Origin of the sequence: Nostoc sp., assembly GCF_036916655.1 — a bacterium.
Lineage (GTDB): Bacteria > Cyanobacteriota > Cyanobacteriia > Cyanobacteriales > Nostocaceae > Nostoc.
This window is the reverse complement of record NZ_JBALFY010000080.1, coordinates 20,063-32,712: the sequence shown is the minus strand read 5'-3', so window position 1 is coordinate 32,712 and position 12,650 is coordinate 20,063. Positions and strand designations below refer to the sequence as shown.

Sequence of the window (12,650 nt, the reverse complement as noted above, 5' to 3'; positions counted from 1 at the left end):
ATTTGTTTATACAATACATTTTCCCAGTTTGCTACTTTCAAAGATATCAACAGCACCAATCAAAGAAACATTTTTGTTTCCTTTAGGTGGAGATGTAGCTGTGCTTGTTGTCTTGCTGATAGAACGGGCAAACGATCATACGAAAGTTGAACAAGAATTCAGAAGTCAGAATGGGCTTATCGGTGTCAAGTTAAGGCAGAAGCCCAAATGTCAAGTGACCTGGCGGCGTTGCGTCGGTGTCGCGCTCGTACAGCTTTGATATAGTCATGGCTATTATCAACATTCTATACAGGTGAAATAAATATTTAGCGTGATTCTATCTTAGCAACTCGCTCCTCTAATTTATTGACTTGTTGCTTCAATTCAATCACCAAAGTTGCTAGCCGATCAAACATTGGCTCTTGCTGTGATAAATTCCTTCTAGAATCGGTTGACTGTCGTGGGGTAAGTGTCGTTCTTGAGGATGACGACTGGCGGGTTTTACCTAGCTGAGACTCTATTTGATTTAACCGCGACTCAACACGACTCAAGTCTGCTTCCAGGTTATTGATGCGGGACTCAACTTGCTGCGATGAGGCAGTTTTGGAAAAAAAACCGCCCCAGATAATTGTTATTAAAATACCGGCGATTACTAGCACCTTGACTTTTTTCATCTCAATAGCTGACTTATTAGAACAGTCTATCTAAGCAGGCTTTATTGGAATACTTGCAGACTAAAAAGCTGCAAAAATCTCATCTCTTATCCGGTTGTAAGTTAGAAAATAAACTTTGCAAATCGATATAATTGACAGTATTTTCTCCTTGCTTAACCTCAAATGTAATGTTAGATGCTTTTTCTATTTTTAGCACTTGCACGCAAAGTTTTGCCACATCCTCACGACTGATTTTGCCTCTAATATTGTCGCCTTGCTCGAATATTAATTCCTTACTTCCTGCATCTTCAGTTAAAGCACAAGGTCTAATAATCGTATAAGGAATTCCGCTTTCTCTTAAACTATCTTCTCCTTTCAACTTCCAAGTTAAAATTCCTCCCAATTGATCATTTAATTTCACTGCTGGCGGTTCTTCATCTAAATTAATTCCAGGGCGGCCAGGACGAGTTACACCTGCTGAACTGACGAGAATAAATTGTGGTAAAGTTGTCTCACCATAAGCTTTAATTGATTCCAACTGCAAAGCAAAACCACCTGGAGAAAATTTGGGATTCAAAGCGCCATCATATTCAAATTTGCTCAACATCAGTTGGAATGAGCAAACTCTACTTTGTTCAATTGGCGGCGCATCTTTGACAACTTTTGCCCGAAAGACGGGAATCAAATCTGTAAAGGGAATGTGAATATCTATCCAAGTATTCGCTACGGTGTCGAAAGAATAGCTGTAACCAATACCATCCCATTTTGTATCTGTCCGCAGAAAGATTTTATAACGCTGACCGTCACCTTTGACACGCAGTTTTACACCAGTGTAACCAGATAAGTTAAAGGGTGGATCAAAATTCTTCGTTCTGACAGAAGCAAATCCGCCAGAGTTAGCAGTGGAGACATTACCGGCAAATAAAGCTGTATTATCTAGCAATTGGATATTACTGGCACTCACACCACCCATGACGACATCATCCAACGCTCCCCAGTAATCTTTTAATTCTGCTGATGGTTTGGTGAAATCAAATATTTGTTTTTCGTTTGCTTGGGGTAAATATTTTGCCGCAGCTTGGACTAAGTTTTTGACACCTTGATATTCTACATTTTCGGGAGTGTCGCCGACAATTTCCGGCTGGTAAAATTTAACACCTTGATAATATTTGGCTCTATCTGCTGTGTCTCCCTCAACAGTTTGTACACGTACTGCTGTACAACAAATTACAGCTTGAATATCAGCTAAAACTAAAGGAGTTAAAGTTTCTGGTTGCGTGATATCCGCAACTACTAAATCTATATCATTACCAAGAATTGACCGCGCTTTGTCAATATCTCGAACTAGGGCGCGAACTTTATAACCTTGTTGGAGCGATCGCAGCACTACTCGTTTCCCGACACCACCAGTTGCACCTGCTACTAATATTACACCCACGTTTCTCCCTCCATTGGGTCTATCTTGATTATCCTTAGGACGGCCTTGGATTAACTGCTGTACCCAGTTAAGGAAAGGAATTACCTCAAAGTAAGTCAGGGTTTCGATAAACCTGCCTAAGTCCCATTGAGAACGATTTTTGTCAGTCATATTTGCGTCCTCATAACTTTATTTAGGGTAACAATTTTCGAGAGTGGGTTGTGAAGGTGCGATCGCGCACAAGTAAGTATCATCACAAACCAAATAAATCACGACTGCGGCGAATGTGCGATCGCAACCTTTGAGACGCCGGAGGCATCGCTGCGCGAACAAAACTTGGGTAGTGTTTTCCCAGTCCCTAATCCCCAGTCCCCAGTCTCTTTTTCAATAAAAATTAAAATAGGTTTATTATCCTTTAAAATCTTTTGCAGATATTGAGGTTAAAATATATGGCTGATATTGTTGATATTGCAGTTACGGCTGAGTCTTTCAAAACACTGGTAGCAGCTGTCCAAGCGGCTGGTTTAGTAGAAACATTAAAAAGTCCTGGCCCGTTCACAGTCTTTGCACCCAATGACGAAGCTTTTGCCAAGTTACCACCGGGAACTATCCAAACTCTGTTACAGAATATTCCCCAGCTAACGCGGATTTTAAAGTATCATGTCGTTCCAGGAAAGCTGCTAAAGGCTGATTTGGCAGAACTCGGTACGGTTAATTCTGTAGAAGGTTCACCCATTAAAATTGATTCTTCTGATGGTTTTGAAGTTAAAAATGCCACAGTTTTAGCAGCAGATATCGAAGCTGATAATGGTGTGGTACATGTTATCGATACGGTAATTTTACCGGGTTAATTCAGCTAGGGTGGGTGTTTTCCACCCTAATTATCCAGAAATTTTATAATTAACTAACTATTGATAGTATCAAAAGGCAAGTAAATATTTTAATTTATGTTATATTTGCAATGTGATTACTCACTATTATGTTAATTTAAATTGCGTTGTTTTAAAATAAATTAGTAAATTCTTAAAAAGCAAACATCTATCCCAACAAATTAATGCTCGATTTTAACACCTTAGCTGAGTTCTCTCGTGGCAACTGCATAAGTATTTGTGCATTTCTCGTACCAGCAAACTTACTTATCACAATTTTAACGATGGGTCTGGTAGCGTTACGTCGTCCATCACATCAAGTATGGCAATCTGCTGCAATTGCTAGCTTTTTTGCTTCTGTAATGATCTTTCACGTATATACTTGGTTCATGATTGGCGTGGTGATGGCTCCTACTTATATCTTGTTATGGCTAGCAATCACCTGTCTGGTGACTAATTTGGCAGCAATTCTTTTTCAAAGACACTACAGCAACAACAACAACCCTAGTCTTTCCAACTAAAGTCTATAGGTGATATTTTCAGAAAATCCATTCATGCTCAAGGATGGCATATAACCAAGAGTCTCGCCATTCTCCCTTAATCCAATGGTGTTCTCGCAAATACCCTTCCTGCTGCATTCCGATTTTTTGCATCACTCGTGCAGAGGCAATGTTTTCTGGGTGACAAGTAGCAAAGATGCGATGTAAATTTAACTCCTGAAAACCAAATGAAACAACTGCTTTTACAGCTTCAGTTGCATATCCTTGTCCCCAAAATTCTTTAGTGAAAGAGTATCCAATAGAGCCTACTTTGTTGTCAGTATCCTGAACGGATATACGACAGATACCAATTAATTGCTTTTGGGGTTTTAAAGTCACTCCCAAGGCAAAATGCTGACGGGGTTCTTTACTTTGTAATAAAATCTCTCTTTGCAAAAAGTTTTTGGTATCTTCTTCGCTATTCGGGCCAAAGGTTAAATAACGCACAACTTGCGGATCGCTGGCGTATTGATGAACCCCTGGCCAATCTGATACTACAAAGTCTCGCAGTATCAGACGTTGGGTTTCTAGTGGTATCATTTGGGAAATTCTGCACGTAATTGATTGACTACCCGATCTAGTCCCACAGAATGAGCGGCTTTGAATAATAAACGATCGCCTGTTTGCACAAATGTCTTCAACCTAGCCACCAACTCGGCATGAGTGGCAAAACACTCCGATGGAATCCCCTCAGCACTAAGAGCGATCGCTTCGGCATCTTGTCCATCTACCAAAACCAACAAGCCGTCTAAATTCAACTTTCGGACTGTTTCTCCCACTCGCTGGTGCAACTGCTGCGATCGCTCTCCCAATTCTTTCATTGCACCCAATACGGCAATCTTCCGCTTTCCGGGTGTCTCTGCCAATAATTGCAACGCTGCAATCATCGCTTCTGGTGCAGCATTATAAGTTTCATCTAAGATTACTACATCATTGGGTAAATTAAATCGCTGCGATCGCCCTGTGGGCATATCCACATTCACACCTGCTTTGAGGGTTTCCCAATCAATCCCCAACACCTTTGCCACCGCCAAAGCTGCCAAAAAATTAGTCGCGTTGTGACGACCAGCTAGAGGCAGAGGTAGTTGGATGCCTGCGACTTCCACAATCTCGTTATCAATTAATTGCCCTTGGATATCCCCACCAGAAAAGCCGTAAGTTAAAACTTCTCCGTGCCAAACTTTCGCCGCCGTGGCCATCAATAGGGGATTGTCGTGATTGAGAATTGCCACACTATCAGCAGACATTTCGGCTAATAACTCACATTTTGCCTCAGCGATCGCTTCTTCGGAACCCAGTAACTCAATATGTGCCGTCCCCACATTGGTAATTACTCCAATTGTTGGACGCGCTATTTGCGTCAGTTCGGCAATTTGTCCCCTACCCCGCATCGCCATCTCAATTACGGCGTAATCATTTTCGCTGCCAAGTTCTAGGAGAGTTTTCGGGACACCAATTTCGTTATTGTAATTTCCATAAGTTTTGTGAACTCGTCCCTTAGTTGCTAAGACTGCGGCGATCAATTCTTTGGTTGTAGTTTTACCTACAGAACCCGTCACACCAATTACAGGAATGTTAAAGTGATCGCGCCACCATCGGCCAAGTTTTTGATATGCTTTGAGGGTATCCTTTACCTGTAATACAGGAAATCCGGGATTTTCGTATTCAAAATCTACAATTGCAGCTATTGCACCTTTTGCGATCGCAGTTGGCACAAATTCATGTCCATCAAACTTATCGCCTCGGAAAGCAACGAATACTTCACCCGGCTTCAGGGTACGGCTATCTGTTTGGATACCACTACTTACTTGTGTTAAAGCAGTTTCAGATAAGTTTACAGAATGGCCCAAAATAACTTCAACCAGTTGGGTTAGGGTGGCAGAGCAACGCATTTAAAGTTCAAAATCATAAAATCGAATTATGACATAATATTGTTTACTTGTAATTACAAATTTAAGTATTGAAGTGCTGACTATAAACTTATTTAGGGACTTCCCATAAATCAATTACCCAATCTTGTGAGGTAGGCATCTTGCTTGCCTTTGTATATAGGCTCTCGTGTCGCACACGCCACAATAAATAGTTGAGTATTTTTTATTGGGAAGTCCCTTATAGAAGGCTTCTAAACCTGCGACACAAGCTTTATCATCAAAAAGGCGATCGCGATTTGGCTGATTTTTTCGGCAATAATACCTCGCCTGCATTTCTCACAAGCTCAAGGCGTTTGATGGAGTACAAGAGAAGTAATGAGTAATGAGTAATGAGTAATGAGTAATGAGTAAAAACTTCTTACTTCTTACTCATTACTTATTACTTATTACTTCTTCCCTGCACTTGCACAGGCTTTAAGAGGTGTGGTGAGAAATCCGGGCTCGCCAAGCCTGTTATAGTCTGAATTTTAATTCATTTTCAGCACTGATGAAGAGTACTGAATATGGTAAATCTTGTTTAATCAATAGTCGAAAATTTATTAATCCAGTTATCTAATTCATAACATCCTAGATTTTTCAGTGGTACTTGTGTTAAAGCTTCCTGATCTTCATATTCCAAAATAATTCTGGCATTAATTCGAGGTAACAACCCTTGCCACTCAATTTCAGAAAGGCTTTCTAACAGAGAAATTTCTAATCCCTGATTAATATCTAAATCTTCCTCTAGCAGCAGATTCATCGCAATACTAGATAAAAATATTTCTGCATCTTCAGTAGCAGTATTACTCGTATTGATAATTAAAGTAATCTTCTCATTATTCACATGATTTACTAATGTTTTAATCACTTGTTCTAAAGCTAAACCAAGAGATTCCTCTGGCTGTAACCAATCAGGGAAGATAATTAGGTTAATATCTCCTAGTTGTAAATTTTGACTCAGAGTATCTGCAAGATACTTACTTAATAATTCTTGAAATAAGCTACCTATTTTAGCTGAGTAAGAACGACTATCAAGAAAACTAGGATTACCCTGCATTTTTTCCTTAATTTGGTCACTCTTTTCTTGACGTAATTTAGGATTATTACCAAGTGCGATCGCTAATTGTATATAAGACTCTTCACTATCGGCAACTAAATCAGGTACATCCAGTACTTGCACCATTGCGGCTCCCATCGCAGAGCGAAAGCTACTTCCTCGTCTAGCGATTACTGGTAGATTAACTTGTAGTGGTTCTACTAAAGAAGTTGTTCCCGCAAATGGATAAGAATCTAGATATACATCGGCAATTTTGAAGTATTCTTTAACTTCTTCCCGATTTGGCACTGGCTGAGGATCTAAAACTATTAATTGCTCTGCTGGTATGCCATGCTTTGAAAACACTTTAATTAAGTGATTGATAAAAGCTTTCTTAGGGTAATTGTTTGACCAATTCGGGCCAAATGGCAGAAGCACTAAAACGGAGTTGGGAACTCCAGAAATTATTTTTGCCCATGTATTAATTAGTTCAGGGATGATTTTGAAGAAGTTAGCGCCAGAAACAAAAATAACTGTTTCTTCAGAGATACCTAAACTTTCTCGATCAACTTTGACATTTACATTTTCTTGTTCATTCCCATAACTAAAGCAATGAGCAATTCCTTCTAGCTTCACCAACTTTTCTTGATATTGCTCTTCTGCCGTCGCTGATGGGTCAGTTAGCGTACCAGAAATGTAATAATCTATATGCCGCATTCCTGTTGTCACTACAGAACCGCCACTTGTGGCTTGTATTCTAGCTAACCGATGCATTGATAAGAAACAGATTTGATTGGTTACTGCCGTCACATTGGTAGCAATGAATAATATATCGAGATCATCAGCACGAATAATATTTACCTGTTCTGTTAAATCTTGTGGTAGCAGCTTAAAGGAGTTTGCACAGCTTTGGCAATATTGCTCTAGTTGATGACCAGTTTGATTAAGAGAGTACAAAATTACTTCAAAATCCCTACTGATATACTCATAAACAGGAAGGTAGGCAAATGTTTCAGAACCAGGTAGAAAATGTGCAGCCAGAATACCCAGGCGAATTTTTTTTCTGCCTATAGGTCTATTAGCAAACTCATAATCTACCTCATAACCCTTAAGTTTCAGTAGAAACTCTATAATTTCTCCACGCTTAACATAGATATCTTTAAGATTATGCTCATTAAAATATAAAGGAATAAAATTAGCAAGGGATGCAAAATTATTAGCTATTTCATCCCACAAACGAGAGTCAAAATTTTGTAATATAGATTTGTGTAAGTAATCAATCCACCCCCGTATATAGTGATAGTAATTATCTGCATCACCCAGTTCTTGAAAGTGAACAGGTGCAGAAAATAGGAATTGTAAATAGTCATTAATTAACCAACTGGGTATGCGAGAGAGGTCATGCTGCAATGGTAACTGGTCAGCACGGCGATACAGCATAGCTACTAGTAAATACTGAATTGCTTTTGGCTGATCAAAACCTTGAGATATACTTTTAACGATATCATTAGCGAAAATCTGTTCTTCATCACTCAGACTTTCATATTTGATGCTACTATTCACTAACCTTTTATGTGTTTTACCTAGCAGACCCACATACATATCTGTTATCTGCTCATCTGAAATATTCAGGCATTCTTCTACTATTTGTTTTCGTAACTGATGCAATTCTGCATTTTGTTTTATTTTGTAATTTGCCTCTATTAATGCAAATTTTGCATTTTCTAACTGTTCTTCTTTTAACAAAAATTTATCATGAATTATACTGAGTATTTTTTTGTTAAGAAAATCTATTTTATTTGTAAGTTGATAGAAATCGATTAAAGTAAAGTTATATTCTGATATTGACCAAGAAAGAATATTTATATCTTGCAATAAATCAAACAACTTCTCACAACCAATAATCTGGACTGAAGTAGAATTGTGTTGTAGATATAAAAATGCTTTTTCTAATTCATACTCGATTCCATCACTAAATTTATATTTTCTAATTTGATCTGAAAAAGCAGCTTCAAAAATGTCTTTTGGAACATTATTAAATATCCTTCTATATAGTTGTTGAACTTCAAAATCAGCGCGAATAAAGTTAGATGGACTACTCAAATTGTTTCCTATATCTCTAATCCTATATTTAATTAGCTGGTCAGGTAGAATATGTATTTCATGCTTTTCAATTAATTTAAGCCACATTTCCCAATCTTGTATCTGAATAGCGGCTACGTTAAATAGTCCAGCGTCTAAAAGTAATTCTCTATATATCAAACCAGTTACAGCATTAATATAGTTACCATGAAAAAAGAAATGTCTTAGTATTTCAGACCTGGTTCTATTAGGATGGTTAAATAAGTTTTCTGCATAATGGCTATCAGTTATTATCTGGCTATTTTCATCGATAAAATCTACCCATGAAAAAACAATTTTCTTTTCAGATGTAACTAAATAATTATATTCTGTTTCTAGTCTATGAGGATAACTAATATCATCTCCAGACATAAAAGCGATATACTTTCCTCTAGAATCTAATATAGCTCGATTCATCGCACTACTTGTACCTTGATTTTCTTGATAAATATAAGTTATACGTTCATCTCGAAATTTTCTTATAATTTCATCAGTTTTATCGTTAGAACCATCATTAACAATAATTAATTCAAAATTTGTATATGTTTGATTTAGAATACTTTCTACAGCTTCACCTATATATTTTTCATGGTTATAAGTAGCCATAGTTACGCTAATTAAAGGATTAGATAATGTCATATTTGAATACCTTTAGTAAAATTTCAACAACTCTTTGCATTTCCATTTTAATTTTAATTCCAAATCAAGAAATTTAACTTTCATTGTCTATGTTTCTTACATCTCCTATAAATTCATCATAATCACGATAGTAGTCAGATTCTTCGTAGTAGGTGGATGCTAAAACCATACAAACAGAACCCGATGAGAAATTATCTAGTTCTCGCCAAACCATAGAACTGATATAAAGACCGTAATAAGAGCGATTTAGAGGAAAACGCCATTTGCCATGTCCATCATCTAAAACCACATCAAAACTACCAGACATAGCAATGATTAGCTGCTGTAATTGTTTATGAGCGTGTCCACCTCTCTCTGCTCCTCCTGGAACATCGTAGAGATAATAAACTCTCTTGACATCAAAAGGAATATGTTTGTTACCTTCTATAAATGTTAAATTACCTCGCGTATCTTGTATCTTTGGTAGATGAATAATACGACACTGTTCAATACTCATGATGATAGGTTAATCATTTTCAAAGCTTTTTAAATTGATATGTCTTAAATTAGAACCAATAAAATCTGGATATATTCATGATGTTGATAATTATTTATTTTGAATTTGTGCTACTACGCCGATGTTGGCTAATAAATCTTTGGGAATACAATTTGATACTTCATTTAATGCCCTCAATAAATCTTGAGAATATTCAAGCATCATAGAATTTGGTAGAACTTTCAGAAAAAAACCTGTTGAATCTACCACATTATAATCGGTAGCTTTTATATCTGCTTCAAGCGTTTCCAGAGAATATACTCTCTGATGTCCCACCAATAAGTCTCTTTGGCTTAAAGTATCTAATGCGGGTTGTAAACCCATAATTACAGCCAATTTCCTATGAATAGAATTTTTATTGGGTACAATAGCTATTATCACACCATCATTGTTGATCCATTGTTTCATTTGCTTTAATAAAACTCTAGGTTGATCAATATGTTCTAAAACGTGCAGTGCTAAAATTGCGTCGAATTTTCTGACTGGTACGTAGTCTTCAAATAGGCAATGAACATAATCAACTTTTTGACCAAATTTTTCTTTTGCTTTATCTATTAGAACAGAAGAACCCTCAACTAAAGTCACGTTATAATTATCATGTACTAAAGCATTCGTAAAAATACCTTCACCATACCCTAATTCGAGAATTTTTGTTTTCCCTTTAAGGTGTTTTTTAACCCATTCAATAGTATATATCTGACCCAAATCTTCTATGTGTTTGTCTGGAATATTTTTATTCGTGTGGTAATCTAAGGCAATTTTATTGAGTTTTTCTTTTGATATTCCCATTTTTTAATTCTCCATTTGTTTAGCAATCTGTAAGCCCTGGATTATTTGATCATTTAAAGATGACGACATAAAACCAGAGCCATTTCCGATAAGTTTTATATTTGGAAATTTTCTTAATACCATAGATTTTTCGGTATTGAAGCACTCATAACTATTTTGGCTGGGAATCATTAACGAATTTTTCCATTGCTTGCAATAAAAATACTGAATATCAGTCTTTGATTCTATAATATGTAATTTAATTAATTCAGATTCTATTCTAGTTTTGATTTGTGCTTCATCTATAAGTCCTATTGATGTTGCCAAATCAGTATTAACTTCTACTACTAATTTAGTGAGAAGCGAACTGCTTCCTGAGCATATATTTTGATTAGTTACTCTATAAGAAATAAATTCTTTATCCAAAATAAATAAAGTACTAAATTCCCTATTTATCATATTACTTAAAATTGTTATAAAGCAAATGCTTATAGATGCTTTGTCATAATTTAAGGGCTGCTGATTTTCTTGAATAAGTTTGATAAATGGAAATAGGTCTAATCCCCACACAAGATTATTAGTCTCAACAAAATGATCATTAGTTAATTGCAATTGATAACAACCATTAAAAATGAGAGATTTTATAGTTGTGTTTTCAATATTAATTCTAGTATTATCCTGAGCTTTCATTAATAAAGCATTAACAAAAGTACCCGTATATCCCTGATATGGATAATAAAATTCTGTATGTTTTAAAACTTGTGACGCTATTTCAAACTGCGATAAAATAGTCTCAGGATAATAAAGTGGTAGCCATACACCTCTATGGTAAATTCCTAAAAAATCAGCAGTATTTTTACATGTGATTTTTTTACAAAAAGATTCAATAAAAAGATTGTGAAAAGTTGTGCCCTGATTTGCCAGCGATATTGCGTTAAAGTTATTAGTAAAAAATAAATTATTTTTAAGCTTATTCTTAGCATGAAGTGAAGTGTTAGGATTTCTTATTATTTCTAACAGTTCTTCTTGAATAGCTTCTTGAATTCCAACACTAAGTTTGTTTAAAATACTTAGGTCATTAGAAATCATCAAATCACCAAATATTTCCCCTTTAAAGAACATTTTAGGTTGAGGAACTACTTTTGTTATTATTAAATCACTTACATAATTTTTTATTAAAGAAGTAAACCTTCCAGAATCATTTCGTAAATTTGGATTATAAGTCAAAACTTCATCAGATTGATATTGATGAAACGAATCGAACTCAAGAAACGTCATACCACAATCAAAATGATCATTATGAAACGTTAAACCACCAAAATGTCCACCCCAACTAGATAACGGATTTATTATCTTTACTTTCCAATCTTGAGCCGCTAAGGCAATTGCAGCTACTAGACTAGAAACATTATTTCCTATGATTGTAGCTTGTCTTTCCATCATTTATTTGCATTGATATTAACAAAAATTTCAGAACCCATTTCTGGCATATATTTAACCATCAGATACAATCCATTCAAAATTTCTTTTGTAAGAATATTCTGAGTATACATTTTTTGCATTTGCTCATGAGTAAAAGGCTTAACAAAGTAAGAGCCAGATTCAATTATAGAGAATCCATGACTAATTACAAAAGATTTTAAGTTTTCCAAATCAAAAGTTTTAAATTGTTGCATTCTATTTTGGGTAGCAGATTTTTCAAAAATATTACTTATTAAACCCATTTCGTAAGCTAATACGCGGTGAAAAGATTTTGCATTTGGAACATTAATATGGATTACAGTATTAGCAGAACTTATTTTATTAACAGACCTTAATAAATCTTCTGGATTTTCAACTTCATGTAAAAGACTACTCATCACAATACAATCAAATTTTTCTTTGCAAAGAGAAGCAATGTTCTCTTCTAATTTACCTAAATGTACTGTGATATTACTTTTACTCTTAGCCATCCCACAAGCATTTTCATAAAATTCCAATATTGGTTCAACAATGTGTATACTTTCATAGTTTCTTATATAGTTAAATAAAGGATCTAGACCGCAACCAATTTCACATATTTTTTGAGCCTTATATGTAGCTAAACATTCTAGTATTTTCTTTCTTCTATAAGAGATTTGAATCTCTTCAAAAGGAAGATTAAGATAATCTTTGTAGTATTTTTTTAGATCTCGAATTTCCATA

General features: G+C 35.7%; 11 protein-coding genes. 2 read left to right on the top strand and 9 right to left on the bottom strand.

Translation table 11 applies throughout. The annotated features are described in order from the left end of the window. Positions 1 to 305: 305 nt before the first annotated feature. Complete coding sequence (locus tag V7L31_RS22785) at positions 306 to 653, bottom strand: hypothetical protein (RefSeq protein WP_334698370.1); 348 nt, start codon at positions 651 to 653, stop codon at positions 306 to 308. A gap of 79 nt (positions 654 to 732) precedes the next feature. Next, complete coding sequence (locus V7L31_RS22780; protein ID WP_334698369.1) at positions 733 to 2,220, bottom strand: CIA30 family protein; 1,488 nt, start codon at positions 2,218 to 2,220, stop codon at positions 733 to 735. 278 nt (positions 2,221 to 2,498) lie between these two features. Here V7L31_RS22780 and V7L31_RS22775 point away from each other — a divergent pair, with 278 nt between their 5' ends. Together V7L31_RS22775 and V7L31_RS22770 are read left to right on the top strand one after the other, a co-directional pair. Further along, entirely contained in the window at positions 2,499 to 2,900 is a 402-nt protein-coding gene (locus V7L31_RS22775; RefSeq protein WP_334698368.1) for a fasciclin domain-containing protein, read from the top strand. 203 nt (positions 2,901 to 3,103) lie between these two features. After that, positions 3,104 to 3,439, top strand: coding sequence for a hypothetical protein (locus tag V7L31_RS22770; RefSeq protein WP_179067401.1), 336 nt, complete (start codon positions 3,104 to 3,106; stop codon positions 3,437 to 3,439). Positions 3,440 to 3,457: 18 nt separating this feature from the next. On the opposite strand, the gene V7L31_RS22765 is transcribed toward V7L31_RS22770, so the two are convergent. The 7 genes from V7L31_RS22765 to V7L31_RS22735 all read right to left on the bottom strand — a co-directional run bounded on the left by V7L31_RS22765 (position 3,458) and on the right by V7L31_RS22735 (position 12,649). Continuing rightward, positions 3,458 to 3,997, bottom strand: coding sequence for a GNAT family N-acetyltransferase (locus V7L31_RS22765; RefSeq protein WP_334698367.1), 540 nt, complete (start codon positions 3,995 to 3,997; stop codon positions 3,458 to 3,460). After that, positions 3,994 to 5,349: a UDP-N-acetylmuramoyl-tripeptide--D-alanyl-D-alanine ligase gene (locus V7L31_RS22760; RefSeq protein ID WP_334698366.1), complete on the bottom strand. Its 1,356-nt coding sequence runs from the start codon at positions 5,347 to 5,349 to the stop codon at positions 3,994 to 3,996. The genes V7L31_RS22765 and V7L31_RS22760 overlap by 4 nt, the downstream gene beginning before the upstream one ends. Before the next feature lie 556 nt (positions 5,350 to 5,905). Further along, positions 5,906 to 9,163: a glycosyltransferase gene (locus V7L31_RS22755; RefSeq protein ID WP_334698365.1), complete on the bottom strand. Its 3,258-nt coding sequence runs from the start codon at positions 9,161 to 9,163 to the stop codon at positions 5,906 to 5,908. A 73-nt stretch (positions 9,164 to 9,236) separates the two neighbouring features. Next, entirely contained in the window at positions 9,237 to 9,659 is a 423-nt protein-coding gene (locus V7L31_RS22750) for a sugar 3,4-ketoisomerase (RefSeq protein ID WP_334698364.1), read from the bottom strand. 90 nt (positions 9,660 to 9,749) lie between these two features. Then, positions 9,750 to 10,487, bottom strand: coding sequence for a class I SAM-dependent methyltransferase (locus V7L31_RS22745; protein WP_334698363.1), 738 nt, complete (start codon positions 10,485 to 10,487; stop codon positions 9,750 to 9,752). Positions 10,488 to 10,490: 3 nt separating this feature from the next. Beyond that, complete coding sequence (locus tag V7L31_RS22740; protein ID WP_334698362.1) at positions 10,491 to 11,909, bottom strand: hypothetical protein; 1,419 nt, start codon at positions 11,907 to 11,909, stop codon at positions 10,491 to 10,493. Beyond that, positions 11,906 to 12,649 carry a methyltransferase domain-containing protein gene (locus V7L31_RS22735; protein WP_334698361.1) on the bottom strand — a complete coding sequence of 248 codons (744 nt, stop codon included), beginning with the start codon at positions 12,647 to 12,649 and terminating at the stop codon, positions 11,906 to 11,908. The genes V7L31_RS22740 and V7L31_RS22735 overlap by 4 nt, the downstream gene beginning before the upstream one ends. Between the last annotated feature and the right edge of the window lies 1 nt (position 12,650).